This window comes from Photobacterium kishitanii (assembly GCF_000613045.3).
GTDB lineage: Bacteria > Pseudomonadota > Gammaproteobacteria > Enterobacterales > Vibrionaceae > Photobacterium > Photobacterium kishitanii.
In genome coordinates this window covers 2,808,305-2,827,467 of sequence record NZ_LN794352.1, presented here as the reverse complement: position 1 = coordinate 2,827,467, position 19,163 = coordinate 2,808,305, and the positions used below count along the sequence as shown (strand labels likewise).

The window sequence follows — 19,163 nt, the reverse complement described above, 5'->3', positions numbered from 1 at the left end:
AAAGATTAGGATCACTCATGAAGCTAGCGCAACTTAAACCATGGTTAAAATCAGTGCCTAAAAAAATACCACTATGTGTACTTAGCTGTTATGCCGGCAATAGTAATTATTTAATGGAAGTTGAATATAAACATCAGTTACAGCCATTAACTGATAGTAACAACAACCTTATTTATTTTAAAACCATAGAACAAGCACAAAATCTGTTGAAAAAAGTAGGCATTAATCATCTGACATTACGACTAATTGATCCCTATGATGAATTCTCTGATAATGGGTTATTATGTGATTGTGACCAAGACATGGTGCTGACGTTTTAATTATTAAATAAAATGTCGTTGTAGTAATTGCGCTGTAAATTGTTTTTTTAAGTAGAAACCTCGCGGTAACGTTTTAATCGGCTGGCCATTAGCACCATAAGCTTCTGTTAACGCTTTACTGTTAGCTGCTTTAGGGCGTAATTGCAGCACTTCACCATGACGGGCTGTAATATTTTCTACTTGACCTAATACGATCATATCCATTAATTCTTCCCAGTCTTGCTGTAATTGCGCTTCTTCTTCTGCGCTGGGACTCCATAATAATGCTGAACCTACATGACGTTGCTCAAGTGGAATATCACGTTCACCTTCAACCGGTACCCATAATACTCGCGCTAATTTTTGTCGAATATGACTACTATGCCATTGCAAACCTTGGACGCCAATTAAGGGCGCAACACAGACAAAAGTAGTTTCTAACGGCTTACCTTGGTAGCTGATAGGGATCGTTTTAAGTTCAATGCCTAGTTCAATAAAATCAGGGACAGGTTTACTGCCAGCTGTCGCCCCTAAATGCCACTCTAATAATTGACCAACCCAACCTTTATCACGTTTAAGATCTGGTGGTGGAATTATCCCTGCAATCGCCGCTAATTCACCCAGGGTCATACCAGCCAATTGGTGGGCACGATTGAGTAATTCTGTTTCTGTTTTTGGCGTTGGTTGCATTGATTGTCGGCTCATAAAGTAGCGTGATAAGGACTAAGATCTAATGTTAGGTTATCGATAATACTATCATATCTGTGAAGACGGAATCTGAAGATCAATATTGATCTTGATAGGTAAGCAAGGATTAAGAGAGATCTTTTTTCCTTGGCTACAGAGCGTTAGATATTGTGATGCTCTAATGATGAGTAACTTGTGATAGTTATTTAAGGCTAAGATCAAAATAAAAAGATATCCACAGTTTTTTTTTTGAAAATATTTTTTTTAAGCTTAACTGAGTATTTATACAGTATAAAGGTGGTATAACAAGCGTTGTGGTTAGCTTTTATTCTTGTTGGTGAAGGTGAATTTGTGGATAACGTCATTATTGGTTGATCTTTAACCGATCGTTTTTTGGTGATGTGAAAGTTGGCTTTATCTTTATTTATTATAGAACTGTTTTTTATCTAATATTATGTTTATAAAGGTAAAAGTTGTTATTTTTCTATTTTAAAAAATAAATATATAAGATCTTAATGGTTGCGTAAATATGCTTTTTTTAGGTTTCTGCACAAATCTATCCACAGAAAGAGTGAATAAATGTGGGGTATGTCTCACTTGGTTGTTGGTAAAGTAGTCATTATGCAAAGTTATCCAGAATATAGTTTAAATTAAGTAAAACTGATCGATATTGATGAATGTTTGTTTACCGATCCCGTCTACTATGAAAAAATCACTATTAATAGATATTTATACTTGAGGTCGTCCAGTGATTGATGGCGATGGATACCGCCCTAATGTAGGGATCGTTATCTGCAATGGCCATGGCCAGGTATTTTGGGCTCGACGATATGGACAACATTCTTGGCAATTTCCGCAAGGTGGCATTGATGAAGGTGAAACCCCTGAACAAGCTATGTACCGTGAATTGTATGAAGAAGTAGGATTAACCAAAAAAGATGTCAGGATTATTGCGTCAAGCCGTCATTGGTTACGTTATAAATTACCTAAACGTCTTGTACGGTGGGATTCAAAACCTGTTTGTATCGGTCAAAAGCAAAAATGGTTTTTGCTGAGTTTGGAATGCGATGAGTCCAAGGTCAATATGCAGCGTGGTGCTACACCTGAGTTTGATGGTTGGCGTTGGGTAAGTTATTGGTACCCAGTAAGGCAGGTTGTCTCTTTTAAGCGTGATGTCTATCGTCGTGCACTAAAAGAGTTTGCCGCTGTCGCTATGCCATTTAAAGAATGGAAAGAACGTAAATTTAAGCGCATTAAGAATAAGCGCAGCTAGCAAGTAGAGGTTTATTGGCTCACAGGGAACAATTAAAGGCTCGTTATGCTGACACAGCTAAGAGAAATTGTTGACAAGGTTGTCAGCGCTCACACATTAATTGATGCATTGGATCAATTAGTATCAAACACTACTTTAGTAATGAAGACTGATTGTTGTTCGGTGTATATCGCTGATCATCAGCGTCAGGTTTATACCTTGATGGCCACGCAGGGATTAAATAAATCTCGGCGTCGCATCAGTTTACGCTTTGATCAAGGGCTAGTGGGGTTAGTGGGTCAACGAGCAGAGCCATTGAATGTTGCAGATGCCCGCCTACATCCTAGTTTCAAACATCTACCAGGGATCGGAGAGGAATCTTTTCGATCCTTTTTTGGTACTCCGATTATACATCAACGCCAAGTGCTCGGCGTTATCGTCGTTCAACAACGCGAGCAACGTGAATTTACTGAAAGTGAAGAATCTTTTTTAGTCACCCTTGCCGCTCAATTAGCGGGTATTCTAGCGCATGCTAAAGCGCAAGGAATGTGGTTTGAAAAAGGTAATCGACTCCATTTAACCGGTTCTGCGGCATCGAGTGGGGTCGCGGTTGCGAAAGCATGGTGGGATGATACTCAGCCATTATTAGAACATGTTGCGCCTGCTTCGTGTTTAGACATCCATGCCGAGCAAGAGCGACTCACGATTGCGATTGATTCTGCAGGTAAAGAGTTTCGTCGTTTACGTAAGCGTTTTGATAGCGACTTACAAAAAGAAACCCTCGCTATTTTTGATCTCTTTAGCCATTTACTCAATGATCCATTATTACGCCAAGATCTTAAACTCCGTATCGATGGTGGTGATCAAGCTGAGTGGGCGGTTAGGCAAGTGGTTGAAGCTTATTCTAATCGTTTTGCCAATATGAAAGATCAATACCTCAAAGAGCGTGCGCGTGATATTCGTGAGTTAGGGCAACGGTTATTGTATTTTTTATGTGATGATGCACCTAATGAACAGCAATGGGATGAGCCGATCGTACTGCTCACTCGTGAATTAACCGCTGCAATGTTAGCAACGGTACCTGTGGGAAAACTTGCTGCTGTGGTTGCACAAGATGGTGCCGCTAATTCACACGCCGCTATCCTATCGCGGGCACTGGGTATTCCTGCCATTATGGGGGTTGATTTTACGCCGCATACGGTACATAACAATGTGGTGGTAGTTGATGGTTATCGTGGTGATTTATTAGTTAATCCCAATCGACATGTACTTGCTGAATATCGGCGTTTATTACGTGAAGATGATGAGCTTGAAAAGATTGTCGAATGTGACCAACAACAACATGCCGTGACGAAAGATCAGCAACGTATTATGGTACATATTAATGCTGGATTAAGTGCTGATTCTCATTTTGCGGTTAATAAAGGGATTGATGGTGTTGGCCTGTATCGCACTGAAGTTCCTTTTTTGCTCCAGCGCAGCTTTCCTTCTGAAGAAGAACAAATTAACCAATATCGAACTATTTTACAAACCTACCCTCAACAACCTGTGGTAATGCGTACTTTAGATATTGGTGGTGATAAGCCACTACCTTACCTATCGATTGAAGAAGATAATCCTTTTCTTGGCTGGCGAGGGATTCGATTTACGCTTGATCATCCTGAAATCTTTATGATCCAAGTACGTGCGATGTTACGAGCAAGTATTGGTTTGAAGAATATGGATATTTTATTGCCAATGATTTCTGGCATAAATGAACTTGATGATGCTAAAGCGATTATTGAACGCGCATATACTGATGTTGCTCAAATAGCATTAGTGGCAGGGCAACAACTGCATAAGCCTCGAATAGGGATCATGATTGAAGTTCCATCAATGTTATATCAACTGCATGCGCTAGTCGGACGAGTGGATTTTATCTCGGTTGGAAGTAATGATTTAACCCAATATTTATTAGCCGTTGATCGTAATAATGCTCGTGTTGCTAGTGTCTATGATGCGTTGCATCCTGCAGTGTTGCATGCGTTAAAGCATATTGTTGATAGTGCAGAAAAATATCAATTACCAGTGTGTGTCTGTGGTGAGTTGGCGGGTGATCCTGTTGGTGCATTACTGCTCGTTGGAATGGGCTATCGCTCATTGAGTATGAATGCACGTAATGTCGCTAAAATTAAATATATTTTACGCCATATTAATGGATCTGATATGAAATTATTAGCAAACAAGGTACTGCAAGTCGATGTTGCTGATGATGTACGTCAATTAACGACGGCATTTATTGAACAACATCAGTTAGGTGGATTTATTCGAGCAGGTAATAAATAATGGCGACCTGTATTGGTAAAGGTAATAGGTAGTTATTATGCATGAAAGCGTAATATGGCTTTTTTCGATGTGCTTAATTTTAGGCGCTGTCGTGGGTTTATTTGCTGGTTTATTAGGGATCGGTGGCGGTTTACTGGTCGTGCCCGCATTAGTATGGTTGTTACCACAGGCTGGGATTGCACCGACGATGTTAATGCATATTGCTTTAGCAACGTCATTAGCCAGTATTGTTATGACGTCAATGGCCTCTTCTCGCAATCACTTTAGATTGGGAAATGTTGATTTCTCAGTGGTTAAAGTGTTGGCACCAGGGATAATTGTCGGTGGGCTTGGTGGTAGTGTGGTCGCGGAATTAGTGCCAGCACAATATTTACCGAAAGTGTTTGCGGTGATTGTGCTGTTATTAGCCTTACAAATGATGTTATCGCTGCGAGTGACGAAATCTAGGCCATTGCCTAGTCCATTGGTATCAGCGATTGGCGGCGCTATTATTGGCTTATTATCAAGTTTAGCCGGTATTGGTGGTGGTTCGTTGACCGTGCCATATTTAAGCTATTTTGGGGTTGAAATGCGCCGCGCTATTGGCTCGGCATCGTTAGTCGGATTTCTTATTGCCGTTTCAGGCATGATTGGATTTATTTTTGCTGGTGTGGGGAGCGCAGATTTACCTGCTTATAGTCTCGGTTATGTTTATTTACCGGCATTAGTCGGTATTGCAGCTACATCAATGATCACTACTCGTTATGGGGCTGCACTGGTTACGCGGTTACCAACCGCAACCCTTAAAAAGATGTTTGCAGTACTACTGCTTATTATCAGTATTAAAATGTTCATGAGTTGATATTGACTAGCTTTAAGTTCGCTATCTTCTGATAGAATTAAAAGTAACGACTTTAGACGCCTGGCTTTTGCTGGGCGTCATTAATTTAACGGGTAGGACAATGAAACAGTACTTAGCGTTATGTCAGCGAATTGTTGACGATGGTGTGTGGATTGAGAATGAGCGTACAGGGAAACGTTGTCTAACGGTCATCAATGCAGATTTAACCTATGATGTTGCCAATAACCAATTTCCATTGATCACTACTCGAAAAAGTTTTTGGAAAGCCGCTATTGCTGAATTGCTTGGCTACTTACGAGGCTATGATAACGCTGCTCAATTTCGTGCTATTGGTTGTAACACTTGGAATGCCAATGCTAATGATAACCAAGCATGGCTCGATAATCCGTACCGTAAAGGTGAGGATGATATGGGGCGAGTGTATGGTGTTCAAGGTCGCCGTTGGCAAAAAGCGGATGGTACTGTTATCGATCAACTGAAGAAGATTGTTGATGACTTAGCCAAAGGGGTTGATGATCGTGGTGAAATTCTCACGTTTTATAATCCAGGTGAGTTTGATATGGGCTGTTTACGTCCATGTATGCATACCCATACGTTTTCATTATTAGGGGATACTTTGTATCTTACTAGTGCTCAGCGGTCTTGTGATGTACCGTTAGGGCTTAATTTCAATCAAGTACAAGTGTTTACTTTGCTGGCGTTAATGGCGCAAATTACCGGCAATAAACCCGGTCAGGCTTACCATAAAATTATTAATGCTCATATTTACGAAGACCAATTACCGTTAATGCGTGATGAGCAATTAACTCGAACGCCATTTGCATCGCCACAATTGATTATCAACCCTAAGATTACTTCATTAGAAGATCTAGAAACCTGGGTAACCTTAGATGATTTTGAAGTGGTGGGTTATGAACATCATGCCCCAATTCAGTACCCATTCTCGGTATAACAATACGACGAGCTAGCTTCTGGATCAGGATGTTATTGGTTGTAAGATGAATATAAATTATTAGCTGTAAATCTTTAAGATAACAAAAAGCCCCACACAATGACTTGTGCGGGGCTTTTTATTTAACTGAGCGTAACGATTAAGCAGTAAACGCTAGGATTGAACCTGGGATAGCAATGAATACTAGACCAAGGTAACCAGCAACAGCTGCTTTGTTCTTCGTTGCTAAGTCGCTTAGGAAGAAAGCACACTTCAGCGGAATTTCACGTAAGAACGGTACTCCGTAAATTAACACTGTCGCTAGTACGTTAAAGCATAAGTGTACTAGTGCAATCTGTAGTGCAAATACAGCATGCTCACCAGAGACTGCGGTTGCTGCTAGTAGTGCGGTGATACAGGTACCAATGTTTGCGCCAAGTGTGAATGGGTAAACTTCACGAACCGTTAATACGCCTGTACCTACCAGTGGAACCATCAAACTGGTTGTTGTTGATGATGATTGTACTAGCACCGTTACAGCAGTACCTGAAGCAATACCATGTAATGGACCACGACCGATTGCGCTCTTTAGAATATCACGTGCACGACCAACCATTAGGCCTCGCATTAGGCGACCCATAAGCGTGATAGAGATGAAAATCAACGCAATACCTAGGATGATTAGACCAAAACCACCGTTGTGACCAAATGCTTCTAGTGGACCTTTTACTAAATCAACGGCAGGTTGAGTTAACGGCTTCATGAAATCCATGCCGTCCATGCTCATATCACCCGCTTTTAAGAACGGTGATACTAACCAACCAGATAACTTATCAAGCAGACCAAACATCATTTCCAATGGTAGGAAAATGGCAACGGCTAGTAAGTTAAAGAAATCATGTACCGTAGCACTTGCAAATGCACGACGGAATTCTTCTTTACAACGAGCATGACCTAAACTAACTAATGTATTTGTTAATGTAGTACCGATATTGGCACCCATCACCATTGGAATGGCTGTTTCTACAGGTAAACCACCTGCCACAAGACCAACGATAATTGAAGTTACAGTACTTGATGATTGAATAAGTGCTGTTGCAATTAAACCAATCATTAAGCCTGCTACAGGGTGAGAGGCAAATTCAAATAATGTTTTTGCTTGCTCGCCTACAGACCATTTAAAGCCGCCGCTGACCATAGATACAGCAACGAGTAACAAATATAGCATGAACGCTAGGTTGGCCCAGCGGACCCAACGCATAGAGCTGAACTTAGATGCAGCAGTAGTGGCTTGGGTAGTCATAATCATTTCTCCATGACAGGAATATGTCGTTTTGGTGTCATTTTGTTGAAATCTGCGTGAATAGTAGTTTGGTTATATTTCAGAAATATTACACTGAGTGTCATAAATGAATATTTGTCAGAGCTTTGTCAGCAGAATGAGAGCGCAAACGATTAAACTGCACAATGTCAGGTTGCATTAATACACTCTAGTAGATTGTTTCTAAATGGTTTTTAATGAAAATATCTTTTAGGGTTAAAAATCATAAAATAGTAATTATTTAATTAGAAATTTTGCTATTTATTTGTTTTAGTATAAATCTAATGAATACTGATGAGGTTGACAGTGCGGATATAGTACCCATAAGACTGAAACCTTTCGGTTTTACCGAGTATTTATATCTATACAAACGATTTTTCAGTTTATCAGGATGACGTTTACACTAAATTTAATTGAGATGACCAAGTATGTTGCTAACCTTAGGTAGAGCAGCTTGGATCGCGTGGATAATATAGTTAAAGGAGTGACGGTCGATGACCGATGCTATTCGTAAGTTTCTTAAATTAGAATCAGCTGGCGGTATTATTCTTATAATCGCAGCATTAATTGCAATGGTTATTGCTAATTCACCATTAGCATCTGTATATACTGACACTTTGCATAGCTATATTGCAGGATTATCAGTAGCGCATTGGATCAATGATGGCTTAATGGCGATTTTCTTTTTCTTAATTGGATTAGAAGTTAAGCGTGAACTTATTGAGGGTGCACTTAATACTAAGGAAAAAGCAATATTTCCAGCTATTGCTGCTGTCGGCGGTATGATTGCGCCAGCATTAATTTATACCGCATTTAATTACGGCGATCCGATGGCGGTTAAAGGCTGGGCAATTCCTGCGGCGACAGATATTGCTTTTGCACTTGGTGTGATGGCATTACTTGGTAACCGTGTTCCTGTGAGCTTAAAAGTTTTCTTATTAGCCTTGGCTATTATTGATGACTTAGGTGTGATTGTAATCATTGCTTTATTTTATAGCTCTGACTTATCGACTATCGCGCTGACAGTGGCATTTGTCGCTACCGCCACCTTAATCATTATGAATCTAAAGAATGTCACTAGCATTCCATTATATTTGATTGTCGGTGCTATTTTATGGTTCAGCGTGCTTCAATCTGGTGTGCATGCAACATTAGCTGGTGTGGTGCTAGGTTTTGCCGTGCCATTAGCCGGTAAAGATGGTCGTACAGATACTCATTCGCCGCTTAAAACGATTGAACATGCGCTACATCCATATGTTGCCTTCTTAATCTTGCCGTTATTTGCGTTTGCGAATGCTGGTATTTCACTAACGGGCGTATCACTGGCGAGTTTATCAGCCATGTTACCGGTTGGTATTGCAGCGGGACTATTTATTGGTAAGCCAGTCGGCATATTTACTGCATGTTATATTGCAGTTAAAACAGGCGTTGCAAAATTGCCTGATGGGATTAACTTCAAGCATATTTTTGCGGTTTCTGTGCTGTGTGGTATCGGCTTTACGATGTCTATCTTCATCTCATCACTGGCATTTGTTGGTGCAGATGAGAGTTTTGCAACTTATTCACGCCTTGGAATCTTATTTGGTTCGACGGTTGCCGCGATTGTTGGTTACATAATGTTGAGTAAAACACTACCTAAATCAGAGGTGTAATATGAAAACGTTGTTAGTCGTTATTACGTGCTTATTTTCACTACCCAGTGTTGCTGCTGATTATCAGCAATGTACCAATGGCGATCGTTCTGAGGTATGTCAAGCATACTTACAAGGGATCAATGACGCTAAAGCGACAGTAGTAAAGACGACTACTGTACGTGAAAGCTCATTTCGTCAACGAGCGTTAGAACAGCGCGGTGGTGAGCGAGTGCGCAATTTAGAACGACAGCAACGTTAATTGCAATTCAAATACGATCTTGGTTTGATTTTACTATAATTTATAGTGTCAAACATTGAACAGCCCAGTGGCACAGCGTAAGCTTTGTCGCTGGGTTTTTTTATTTAAAATAGCGGCAATGTCTCACTTAAATTATAACCATCTTTATTATTTTTGGATGGTCTGCAAACAAGGCTCAGTAACTAAAGCTGCTGATGCTTTATTTTTGACACCACAAACAGTGACAGGCCAAATTCGTTCATTAGAAGATCGTTTGAAAGGCAAGTTAACCAAACGCGTTGGGCGTAATATTGAACCAACAGAGCTCGGCCAATTAGTATTTAAATATGCAGATAAGATGTTTGATTTAAGTTATCAAATGCTTGATCGTATTAATTATACTCAACGTGATAATCAATTGTTTGAAGTTGGGGTTGCTGACGCTTTATCAAAAAGGTTAGTAAGCCAAGTCTTGCTAGAAGGCATTCCAGATGATCAACGGATCCAATTGAGCTGTTTTGAATCGACCCATGAAATGTTGTTAGAGCAGTTATCACAACATAAATTAGACATGATTTTATCTGATTGTCCGGTAAGTTCGACCCAAAATCCGGGTTTATACAGTAAAAAGCTCGGTGAGTCTGCAATGAGTTTTTTCTGTACTGATGATTTATCTGATGCTGATTTTCCAGCTTGTATTGAAGATTATAAATTATTAGTCCCCAGTCGCCGTTCTGCGATGGGAAGGAAATTACATCAATGGTTTGATCAGCAGGGGATCACTCCCAACATATTAGGTGAGTTTGATGATGCTGCGTTGATGAAAGCGTTTTCTTTTTATCATAAGTCGATGTTTATCGCGCCATCTATTTATGCTGATGAGCTAACAACGAATAGCCGTGTTTATGAAGTAAAGCGAGTAACTGATATTTGTGATGAGTATTTTGTTATTTTTGCTGAGCGAATGATCATGCATCCAGCGGTAAAACGTATTTGTGCCGCTGATTTTAGTACTTTATTTTAGTTAGTTTATTGTTGCTAATTAACGCCTTAGGATCCTAAGGCGTTAATCGTTATATTATTGCGGCAGGTTGTCTGGTGTTTTTTTTTCTTTTTTCTCTTTCTCTTCTTTATCTTTGGCTGAAATTGAAATGCCCGCGGTTAAGTTATAGCGCATAGCATCTTCAAACGACCAATCAACCACCGTTAAGTCATCGCGTTTCACTAAGGTTGTAATCCCTGCTATTTGATAGCTTAGGGGAAATAGCACCGGTACCCAATCACCCTCTGGTAATGCGTTTGTTAGCGGCTCTGGGGTGTCGTTAGACATAATAAAGCCAACCACATAGGTATCATTTGCCTGATGTACCAGCACTGTTTGCTGGCTTTTATTTTTATTGTCACTACTCATTAGTGAGGCAATATCATTAATGCTGCTGTAAACCGTTTTAAAAAACGGGAATCGCATCAATTGGCGAATAACAAAATCATACAGCCATGCGATAGGGCTAACAGAAAAAAGCAGTCCAGCAATGAACAATAAGATTAGAATGAGTAAAAAACCCGCACCTTTGAAGAGTTCAGTGATATGAACAAGGCCAAATAAAAAACTGCCTACTTCATCTAATGACTCAAAAAGTGACCAGAATAACCAAATACTTAATACTAGCGGCAGAACGTTGAACAAGCCGCGTAATAGCGTTTTTTTCATTTTATGCTCGAAGATGTGAAATAAATTCAACTATAAAGTTAGCAATATTTACGATTGAAGTGCTAGTTTTATAGACGATGGCTAATGAAGAGACATAAAAAAACCGACCCTGAGGTCGGTTTTTTTTAATCTAGACTCATTAATTAAAATTAAAGAGCTTTGATTTTCGCTGTTAGACGAGCTTTGTGACGTGCAGCTTTGTTCTTATGAATCAGGCCTTTAGTAGCCATGCGATCCATAACAGGTTGCATTTCAGCGAAAGCTTGTGTTGCAGCTTCTTTATTACCAGCTTCAATAGCGATAATTACTTTCTTGAAGAAAGTGCGCATCATAGAACGACGGCTAGCGTTATGCTGACGACGTTTTTCTGAAGTTAGTGCACGTTTCTTAGCAGATTTGATATTTGCCAAGGGTGTAACTCCCAAATCTTGGTATGGTGACAATTTAAGGCCGAGGACTATGCCCTTAATCTTAATCATTGTCAAATGATTCGTGCAAATAACCGCCATACCAATCTAGTTGGCACTTGCGGATTAACACGGTTAATATGGCGACAGATTTTACCAGTATTTCGATTCAGAAGTCACCTTTCTGAACATCTTTTATGAGGTTTTTTTGTGAGTAAGCGTCTTTTACGCTCTGGAATGATAGTTAGCGCCATGACTTTAGTGTCTCGCGTGCTCGGTTTAGTCCGAGATGTGGTGGTGGCTAACCTTATGGGAGCAGGGGCTGCGGCCGATGTTTTTTTCTTTGCCAACAAAATTCCCAACTTTTTACGTCGCCTTTTTGCCGAAGGGGCTTTTTCGCAAGCCTTTGTACCAGTATTAACTGAGTATCATGCTGCTGGTGACGTAGATAAAACTCGATTATTGATTGCTCGTGCCGCAGGTACGTTGGGTGGTATCGTCACCATTGTCACCTTAGTCGGGGTGTTAGGATCTGGTGTTGTCACAGCATTGTTTGGTTTTGGTTGGTTTTGGGATTGGGTACACGGGACTGCTCCTGGTGCTGAAAAATTCGAATTAGCCAGCTTGTTACTTAAAATCACGTTTCCTTATTTGTGGTTTGTCACCTTTGTGGCGTTATCTGGCGCAATCTTAAATACCTTGGGTAAATTTGCGATTTCATCGTTTACGCCAGTGTTTCTTAATATTGCGATTATTGGTTGTGCAGTATTTGTTGCCCCCCATTTAGCCAAGCCGGAAATTGGACTTGCGATCGGAGTATTTGTTGGTGGCTTAGTGCAATTTGGTTTTCAATTACCATTTTTGTATCGTGAAGGCTATTTAGTGCGTCCACAATGGGGCTGGAACGACCCTGGAGTGACGAAGATACGTAAACTAATGCTGCCAGCACTGTTTGGTGTTTCAGTTACTCAAATTAACTTACTGCTCGATACTTTGATTGCCAGTTTTTTGATGACGGGTTCAATCAGTTGGTTATATTATTCAGATCGGTTATTAGAATTTCCATTAGGGCTGTTTGGGATTGCGATTGCGACAGTGATATTACCGGCTTTATCGCGTAAGCACGTTGATAAATCACCAGAACAATTTGCTCATACGATGGATTGGGGCGTGCGGATGGTGTTGATTTTAGGCATTCCTGCGATGCTCGGCATGATCACCTTAGCTAAGCCGATGTTGATGGTGATGTTCATGCGTGGTGAGTTTGACCTGTATGATGTTAACCAAACCGCAATGTCACTGTGGGTTGTATCAGCTGGCCTACTTAATTACATGTTGATTAAAGTATTTGCTCCAGGTTATTACGCTCGTCAGGATACCAAAACCCCAGTGAAAATTGGTATTATTGCGATGGTCAGTAATATGGTTTTTAACGCTATCTTTGCCCCATTTTATGGCTATGTAGGTTTATCGATTGCGAGTGTACTATCAGCCTTTCTGAATGCTGCATTGCTATACCGAGGTTTACACCAAGGTAATATTTACCGTATTAGTCGCCAGACATTACTGTTTGTGTTGCGATTAGTGATTGCTGGGGCTGTGATGGTGAGTGGATTATTATGGTTTAGTCCAACGACCGAGCAGTGGCTAGCATTTCATTTACTTGAACGCATGCTGTGGCTATTTGGTTTGATTTTAGGCGGTAGCGGTATTTACTTACTATGTGCAATTATTTTAGGCGTTCGCCCGCGTCATCTGCGCGCGGGGAGCTGATTGAAACTGCCGAGTAGTATATAATCCGTTAGCTTTGCGCTAAGAAAGATATTTTCAGCAGCAATGGTGGTGACTTAGTTACCGTTGTTATTAATTTTTTTGGCTGTTATTGGTCATCATATAAACAACTAATCTGATTGTAGGATGAGTGAATAGCCTTATGAGTACTGACATAGTTAAATCACCTATGGAATTAATTCGAGGTATACCCCATATTAAGCCACACCATCATGGTTGCGTGCTGACAATCGGTAATTTTGACGGAGTGCATCTTGGTCATCAAACGTTACTTAAGCAGGTGATAGGGAAGGCACATTCGCTGGGACTTGCTGCTACGGTAATGATGTTTGAACCGCAACCGCAAGAGCTTTTTGCGGGAGATAAAGCACCGGCAAGGTTAACCCGTTTTCGTGAAAAATATATAGAATTTGAAAAAGTCGGTATCGATCGATTGCTATGTGTTAATTTTAATCATCATTTTGCAGCCATGACTGCTGAATATTTCGTCGAATGCTTGTTGGTAAAGCAATTGGGTGTTAAATTTCTGGTTATTGGTGATGACTTTCGTTTTGGTCAAGGGCGACGTGGTGATTTTGCTATGCTGGTGGCTGCTGGCAAGAAATATGGATTTGAAGTCATAAGCACTGCAAGTTTTTGTGTTTCTGAGCAGCGAGTAAGCAGTACTGCAATTCGTCATGCCTTAGCTAATAATGAATTAGATCAAGTAGCACAAATGCTTGGTCGACCGTACAGTATTCGTGGTCGTGTCTCACATGGAAGAAAATTAGGTCGTACTATCGGCTTTCCAACAGCTAATATCCCACTAAAACGACGTGTTTCGCCTGTTACAGGCGTATATGCTGTGGAAGTTCTTGGTATTACAGCAGATCCTATTATGGGGGTTGCTAACGTTGGCCATCGACCCACTGTACAAGGTGTACGACAACAGCTTGAAGTTCACCTCTTTGATTATCAAGCGGATCTTTATGGTCGTCAGCTTGAAGTCGTGTTGCGCCATAAGTTGCGTGACGAAACAAAATTTGAATCATTCGATGCGCTGAAATTACAAATCGAACGAGATGCTCAAGCAGCACGGGTGTGGCTGTCTGAGCGTAATAGTGTCCAATTTCGCCCAAGTAACGGAATCTAGAATCCATGAGTGACTATAAAGATACCCTGAACCTGCCTGAAACAGGGTTTCCGATGCGAGGCAACCTAGCTCAACGTGAGCCAGTAATGCTTAAGCGTTGGTATGATGAAGATCTTTACGGTGAAATTCGTAAAGCTAAGAAAGGTAAAAAATCTTTCGTATTACACGATGGCCCTCCTTACGCTAACGGTGATATTCACATCGGTCACGCGTTAAACAAGATTCTTAAAGATATTATTATTAAATCAAAGACTCTTTCTGGCTTTGATTCACCGTATATTCCAGGTTGGGATTGCCACGGTCTACCGATTGAATTAATGGTAGAAAAGAAATTTGGTAAGCCTGGTCAGAAATTGACAGCGGCTGAATTCCGTGAAAAATGTCGCGCATATGCAGCTGGCCAAGTTGAAGGTCAAAAAGAAAGTTTCATGCGTCTAGGTGTACTAGGTGAGTGGAATAAGCCATACCGTACAATGGATTTTGGCACTGAAGCGAATATCATTCGTGCATTAGGTAAAATTGCAGACAAAGATCACCTACTTAAAGGTTTTAAGCCTGTTCACTGGTGTACTGATTGTGGTTCAGCATTGGCTGAAGCTGAAGTGGAATACCAAGATAAAGTATCGCTATCTATCGATGTTAAATTTAAAGCGGTAGATGAAGCGGCAGTTTTAGCTAAGTTTGGTTGTGTTGCCGATCAAGGCCAAGGTGATGTGTCGATTGTTATCTGGACAACAACACCATGGACTATGCCAGCTAACCGCGCAGTCGCTGTAAGTGCTGATCTTGAATACGCATTGGTACAAACACCTGTAACTGACGCGCACTCTCAACCACAACGTTTAATCGTTGCCGCTGAGCTTGTGAAAGAAGTAATGGCACGTGTTGGCTTTGAAGAATCAGAAATTCTTGGTTTCTGTAAAGGTGATGCATTAGAGCTAATGCGCTTTAATCACCCATTCTACAGCTTTGATGTGCCAGTTGTTCTTGCTGATCACGTTACTACTGAATCGGGTACTGGTTGTGTACATACCGCACCTGGCCACGGTCAAGAAGACTTCGTGGTAGGTCAAAAATACAACCTTGAAATTGCAAACCCTGTTGGTAGCAACGGTGTTTACTTGCCTGATACTGAGATCTTTGCTGGTCAACATGTACTTAAAGCAAACGAAGCTGTTGTTGAAGTATTACGTGAACATGGTTCATTGTTACACTTCTCAAAAATCACCCACAGCTACCCACATTGCTGGCGTCACAAAACACCAATCATCTTCCGTGCAACGCCACAGTGGTTTATCTCTATGGATAAAGCTGGTCTGCGTACAAAAGCACTAGAAGAAATCAAGAACGTACAATGGATGCCTGAGTGGGGCCAGAGCCGTATCGAAGGTATGGTTGAAGGTCGCCCTGAGTGGTGTATCTCTCGTCAACGTACTTGGGGTGTGCCAATTGCACTGTTTATCCATAAAGAAACCCAAGAGCTTCACCCGCAAACATCTGAGCTAATTGAAAAAGTAGCCCAGTTAGTTGAGCAAAAGGGTATTCAAGCTTGGTGGGATCTAGAACTAACTGATGTAATGAGCGCTGAAGATGCTGCAATTTACGAGAAAGTATTAGATACCCTTGATGTATGGTTTGACTCTGGTGTAACACATTTCTCTGTTGTTGATAGCCGTCCTGAGTTTAATGGCCATTCAGCAGATCTTTACCTAGAAGGTTCTGATCAACACCGTGGTTGGTTCCAATCATCATTGATTTCATCGGTAGCGATGAAAGACAAAGCCCCGTATAAGCAAGTGTTAACACACGGCTTCGTGGTTGACGGTCAAGGCCGTAAAATGTCGAAATCAGTGGGTAACGTCGTTGCACCAAAAGATGTGACCAACAAGCTTGGCGCTGACATTCTACGTCTATGGGTTGCATCAACAGATTACACTGGTGAAGTTGCGGTTTCTGATGAAATTCTGAAGCGTTCAGCTGATGCTTATCGTCGTATTCGTAACACAGCACGTTTCTTCCTCGCTAACCTTAATGGCTTCAATCCTGAAACTGATTGTGTGCCAGTTGAAGAAATGGTCGCGTTAGATCGTTGGGCTGTAGGTCGTGCTATGGCGGCTCAAGCTGAGATCGTTAAAGCATACGAAGACTACAATCTACACACAGTGACGCAGCGTTTAATGCAATTCTGTTCAGTAGAAATGGGTTCATTCTACTTAGACGTAATTAAAGATCGTCAGTACACAGCAAAACGTGGTGGTCATGCACAACGTAGCTGTCAAACTGCGCTTTACTATATCGTAGAGGCACTTGTTCGTTGGATGGCACCTATTATGTCATTCACTGCTGATGAAATCTGGAATGAAATGCCAGGTAAGCGTGATCAATTCGTGTTTACTGGTGAGTGGTTCGATGGCTTATTTGGTCTTGCTGAAAACGAAGAACTAAACAACGAGTTCTGGGCTGAGATTCAACAAGTTCGTGGTGCCGTGAACAAGTTACTAGAAACAGCACGTAGCGAAAAAGTGATTGGTGGTTCATTACAAGCTGAGATCACGTTGACTGCGAACGCAGAACTTGCCGCTAAGCTAAATAAACTTGAAGATGAATTACGTTTTGTATTGCTAACATCAAAAGCACAGGTTGTGGTTGCTGATAGCAAACCAGAAGGCGCACAAGAAACAGATATCGAAGGATTATTTGTAACAGTGAATGCCTCTGAAGCTGCGAAATGTGAGCGTTGTTGGCACCATGTTGCTGATGTAGGCACAATTGCTGGACACGAAGAAGTGTGTGGCCGTTGTGTAACTAACATCGATGGCGACGGCGAAGAGCGTAAATTTGCCTAATGACTAATTCAGCACCTCAGCAGCCGCTGACGCTTAAACAATCAGGAATTCGCTGGCTATGGTTAGCGATTCTGGTATTTATTATCGACAATGGCTCTAAGCTATTGGTGATGGACACGATGGGCTATGGTTGGCCAAACCGGATTGAGATCACCCCATTCTTTAATTTGCTGTATGTGCACAATACTGGTGCTGCATTTAGTTTTTTAAGTGAAGCGGGTGGTTGGCAGCGATGGTTATTTGCAGCGATTGCATTTGGTGTTTGTGGCCTATTAGCATTGTGGATGCGTCGTACACCAGCGACCAATAAAATGGCTAACATTGCGTATGCCCTTATTATTGGTGGCGCATTAGGTAATTTATTTGATCGCCTATACCATGGGTTTGTGGTCGATTTTCTTGATTTCTATTACGGTAGTTATCATTGGCCCGCATTTAACATTGCTGATTCAGCCATTTGTTTAGGTGCTGCATTGTTGATTCTTGATGGTTTTAGAGCAGATAAAGCGACTAAAGCTCACTAAGCATTGATATGTTATTAAAATAAAACGCTGCCTGTTTACAGGTGGCGTTTTTTTTTAGTTATTATTTGGCGTAATGTATGTTTAACCTCAGTAAGACTAAAATCGTTGTGATGACAGTTATACTCGGTGGTTAATGGTGTGATTGAGGAGTAATTATCAAATGGCAAAAGTAGCCCTAAATTCAAAATTTGAGCAACGTTCAGGTCTACGTTGGCTGTGGTTGGCTGTGATAATTTTCATGGTCGATTATTTGAGTAAAATTATCATCATGGGAACAATGACTGCTAATGGTTCAACGCCAATAGCGGTATTACCCTTTATGAATCTATATTATGTTCATAATACTGGCGCTGCTTTTAGTTTCTTAAGTGCAGAAGGCGGATGGCAACGATGGTTATTTACCCTAATAGCTGTGGTAGTGTGTGGTTTTTTAAGCTATCAAATGCGTCAAGCTTCGATCACAAAAACGGCGCATAATATTGGCTGTGCGTTGATCATTGGTGGTGCGTTAGGGAATCTTTTTGATCGCATAAATTATGGCTTTGTTGTTGATTTTTTAGATTTTTATTATAAAGACCATCACTTTGCTATTTTTAATATTGCCGATGTCGCGATTTGTTGCGGGGCAATATTATATATATTAAGTAGTGTTAATAAGTCACGTGGATAATAAAAATTATGCAGATGGTTATTTGATCGCGCAAAAACCCTAGTGAGCATACGTTGATACCCGCGGCACTTTGTTGTTAAATAGTAGTAACCAATAATAGGGAATAATATATGTCGGTGATCAAGGATAACAGTGAAGTGCTAATGCATTTTGCAATTAAATTAGCTGATGGGTCTGTGGCTGAGTCGACATTTGCTAATGCTAAGCCGGTGATATTTCGAATGGGTGATGGTAGCCTCACCGAGAACTTTGAAAAATGTTTATTAGGTTTAGCGGCAGGACAGAAAAAACAGTTTGATTTAGCCCCTGAAGATGCTTTTGGCCCTTCCAATCCAAATAATATTCACTATGTCGATCTGAGTAAGTTTAGCGCTGATACACCAGCAGAAGTTGGTCGCATTATTGCCTTTACTGGACCTGATGGGCATGATATTCCCGGTATAATTACACAAGTAGTGGGTGATTCAGTCACCGTTGATTTTAATCACCCATTAGCAGGTAAGACAGTCACCTTTGAGGTTGAAGTTGTCTCCATTGAACGTTAAGAGCCATTA

18 protein-coding genes are annotated in these 19,163 nt (G+C 40.9%); 14 read left to right on the top strand and 4 right to left on the bottom strand.

All coding sequences use genetic code 11. The features are described 5' to 3' along the window. Positions 1 to 17 precede the first annotated feature (17 nt). Positions 18 to 320, top strand: a complete 303-nt coding sequence (locus PPBDW_RS13185) for a DUF6482 family protein (protein ID WP_036796017.1) — start codon at positions 18 to 20, stop codon at positions 318 to 320. Positions 321 to 323: 3 nt separating this feature from the next. Here PPBDW_RS13185 and mutH read toward each other — a convergent pair whose 3' ends face one another. Further along, positions 324 to 989, bottom strand: coding sequence for a DNA mismatch repair endonuclease MutH (mutH, locus tag PPBDW_RS13180; protein ID WP_036796015.1), 666 nt, complete (start codon positions 987 to 989; stop codon positions 324 to 326). Positions 990 to 1,734: 745 nt separating this feature from the next. Here mutH and rppH point away from each other — a divergent pair. From rppH to PPBDW_RS13160, 4 genes are all read left to right on the top strand, one after another. Continuing rightward, positions 1,735 to 2,259: an RNA pyrophosphohydrolase gene (gene rppH, locus PPBDW_RS13175; RefSeq protein WP_036796014.1), complete on the top strand. Its 525-nt coding sequence runs from the start codon at positions 1,735 to 1,737 to the stop codon at positions 2,257 to 2,259. Positions 2,260 to 2,304: 45 nt separating this feature from the next. Then, on the top strand, positions 2,305 to 4,563 hold the full coding sequence (gene ptsP, locus PPBDW_RS13170) for a phosphoenolpyruvate--protein phosphotransferase (protein WP_036796012.1): 2,259 nt from the start codon (positions 2,305 to 2,307) through the stop codon (positions 4,561 to 4,563). Positions 4,564 to 4,600: 37 nt separating this feature from the next. Then, entirely contained in the window at positions 4,601 to 5,404 is an 804-nt protein-coding gene (locus tag PPBDW_RS13165) for a sulfite exporter TauE/SafE family protein (RefSeq protein ID WP_036796011.1), read from the top strand. Positions 5,405 to 5,504: 100 nt separating this feature from the next. Next, positions 5,505 to 6,356, top strand: a complete 852-nt coding sequence (locus PPBDW_RS13160) for a thymidylate synthase (RefSeq protein ID WP_036796010.1) — start codon at positions 5,505 to 5,507, stop codon at positions 6,354 to 6,356. A 139-nt stretch (positions 6,357 to 6,495) separates the two neighbouring features. Here PPBDW_RS13160 and PPBDW_RS13155 read toward each other — a convergent pair whose 3' ends face one another. Continuing rightward, complete coding sequence (locus tag PPBDW_RS13155; RefSeq protein ID WP_036796008.1) at positions 6,496 to 7,638, bottom strand: Na/Pi symporter; 1,143 nt, start codon at positions 7,636 to 7,638, stop codon at positions 6,496 to 6,498. A gap of 512 nt (positions 7,639 to 8,150) precedes the next feature. Between PPBDW_RS13155 and nhaA the strand changes: the two genes are divergently transcribed. The 3 genes from nhaA (at position 8,151) to nhaR (ending at position 10,552) form a co-directional block, all read left to right on the top strand. Then, complete coding sequence (gene nhaA / locus PPBDW_RS13150) at positions 8,151 to 9,308, top strand: Na+/H+ antiporter NhaA (protein WP_036796007.1); 1,158 nt, start codon at positions 8,151 to 8,153, stop codon at positions 9,306 to 9,308. Position 9,309: 1 nt separating this feature from the next. Further along, entirely contained in the window at positions 9,310 to 9,549 is a 240-nt protein-coding gene (locus PPBDW_RS13145; protein WP_036796006.1) for a hypothetical protein, read from the top strand. Between the two features lie 118 nt (positions 9,550 to 9,667). Continuing rightward, positions 9,668 to 10,552 carry a transcriptional activator NhaR gene (nhaR, locus tag PPBDW_RS13140; protein ID WP_036796486.1) on the top strand — a complete coding sequence of 295 codons (885 nt, stop codon included), beginning with the start codon at positions 9,668 to 9,670 and terminating at the stop codon, positions 10,550 to 10,552. A gap of 54 nt (positions 10,553 to 10,606) precedes the next feature. Here nhaR and PPBDW_RS13135 read toward each other — a convergent pair whose 3' ends face one another. Together PPBDW_RS13135 and rpsT are read right to left on the bottom strand one after the other, a co-directional pair. Continuing rightward, the gene (locus PPBDW_RS13135) at positions 10,607 to 11,239 is read right to left on the bottom strand and encodes a DUF502 domain-containing protein (RefSeq protein WP_036796005.1); all 633 of its coding nucleotides are present in this window, start codon (positions 11,237 to 11,239) and stop codon (positions 10,607 to 10,609) included. A 149-nt stretch (positions 11,240 to 11,388) separates the two neighbouring features. After that, positions 11,389 to 11,649, bottom strand: coding sequence for a 30S ribosomal protein S20 (rpsT, locus tag PPBDW_RS13130; protein WP_036796485.1), 261 nt, complete (start codon positions 11,647 to 11,649; stop codon positions 11,389 to 11,391). A 207-nt stretch (positions 11,650 to 11,856) separates the two neighbouring features. Between rpsT and murJ the strand changes: the two genes are divergently transcribed. The 6 genes from murJ (at position 11,857) to fkpB (ending at position 19,154) form a co-directional block, all read left to right on the top strand. Next, complete coding sequence (gene murJ / locus PPBDW_RS13125; RefSeq protein WP_036796004.1) at positions 11,857 to 13,419, top strand: murein biosynthesis integral membrane protein MurJ; 1,563 nt, start codon at positions 11,857 to 11,859, stop codon at positions 13,417 to 13,419. A gap of 187 nt (positions 13,420 to 13,606) precedes the next feature. Continuing rightward, complete coding sequence (gene ribF, locus PPBDW_RS13120; RefSeq protein WP_036796484.1) at positions 13,607 to 14,569, top strand: bifunctional riboflavin kinase/FAD synthetase; 963 nt, start codon at positions 13,607 to 13,609, stop codon at positions 14,567 to 14,569. Positions 14,570 to 14,574: 5 nt separating this feature from the next. Then, complete coding sequence (ileS, locus tag PPBDW_RS13115) at positions 14,575 to 17,415, top strand: isoleucine--tRNA ligase (protein ID WP_036796002.1); 2,841 nt, start codon at positions 14,575 to 14,577, stop codon at positions 17,413 to 17,415. Then, the gene (gene lspA, locus PPBDW_RS13110; protein WP_036796000.1) at positions 17,415 to 17,939 is read left to right on the top strand and encodes a signal peptidase II; all 525 of its coding nucleotides are present in this window, start codon (positions 17,415 to 17,417) and stop codon (positions 17,937 to 17,939) included. The genes ileS and lspA (PPBDW_RS13110) overlap by 1 nt, the downstream gene beginning before the upstream one ends. A gap of 160 nt (positions 17,940 to 18,099) precedes the next feature. Next, positions 18,100 to 18,609: a signal peptidase II gene (gene lspA, locus PPBDW_RS13105; protein ID WP_036795999.1), complete on the top strand. Its 510-nt coding sequence runs from the start codon at positions 18,100 to 18,102 to the stop codon at positions 18,607 to 18,609. A gap of 110 nt (positions 18,610 to 18,719) precedes the next feature. Beyond that, positions 18,720 to 19,154 carry an FKBP-type peptidyl-prolyl cis-trans isomerase gene (gene fkpB / locus PPBDW_RS13100; RefSeq protein WP_036795998.1) on the top strand — a complete coding sequence of 145 codons (435 nt, stop codon included), beginning with the start codon at positions 18,720 to 18,722 and terminating at the stop codon, positions 19,152 to 19,154. Positions 19,155 to 19,163 lie beyond the last annotated feature (9 nt).

Excerpts from the sequence above, each read along its gene's own strand:
- PPBDW_RS13135 (WP_036796005.1), bottom strand. The coding sequence starts at position 11,239 with ATGAAAAAAACGCTATTACGCGGCTTGTTCAACGTTCTGCCGCTAGTA.
- PPBDW_RS13145 (WP_036796006.1), top strand. The coding sequence starts at position 9,310 with ATGAAAACGTTGTTAGTCGTTATTACGTGCTTATTTTCACTACCCAGT.
- PPBDW_RS13155 (WP_036796008.1), bottom strand. The coding sequence starts at position 7,638 with ATGACTACCCAAGCCACTACTGCTGCATCTAAGTTCAGCTCTATGCGT.
- PPBDW_RS13165 (WP_036796011.1), top strand. The coding sequence starts at position 4,601 with ATGCATGAAAGCGTAATATGGCTTTTTTCGATGTGCTTAATTTTAGGC.
- lspA (WP_036795999.1), top strand. The coding sequence starts at position 18,100 with ATGGCAAAAGTAGCCCTAAATTCAAAATTTGAGCAACGTTCAGGTCTA.
- ptsP (WP_036796012.1), top strand. The coding sequence starts at position 2,305 with ATGCTGACACAGCTAAGAGAAATTGTTGACAAGGTTGTCAGCGCTCAC.
- mutH (WP_036796015.1), bottom strand. The coding sequence starts at position 989 with ATGCAACCAACGCCAAAAACAGAAACAGAATTACTCAATCGTGCCCAC.
- nhaR (WP_036796486.1), top strand. The coding sequence starts at position 9,668 with ATGTCTCACTTAAATTATAACCATCTTTATTATTTTTGGATGGTCTGC.
- lspA (WP_036796000.1), top strand. The coding sequence starts at position 17,415 with ATGACTAATTCAGCACCTCAGCAGCCGCTGACGCTTAAACAATCAGGA.
- ribF (WP_036796484.1), top strand. The coding sequence starts at position 13,607 with ATGGAATTAATTCGAGGTATACCCCATATTAAGCCACACCATCATGGT.
- ileS (WP_036796002.1), top strand. The coding sequence starts at position 14,575 with ATGAGTGACTATAAAGATACCCTGAACCTGCCTGAAACAGGGTTTCCG.
- nhaA (WP_036796007.1), top strand. The coding sequence starts at position 8,151 with ATGACCGATGCTATTCGTAAGTTTCTTAAATTAGAATCAGCTGGCGGT.
- PPBDW_RS13160 (WP_036796010.1), top strand. The coding sequence starts at position 5,505 with ATGAAACAGTACTTAGCGTTATGTCAGCGAATTGTTGACGATGGTGTG.
- PPBDW_RS13185 (WP_036796017.1), top strand. The coding sequence starts at position 18 with ATGAAGCTAGCGCAACTTAAACCATGGTTAAAATCAGTGCCTAAAAAA.
- fkpB (WP_036795998.1), top strand. The coding sequence starts at position 18,720 with ATGTCGGTGATCAAGGATAACAGTGAAGTGCTAATGCATTTTGCAATT.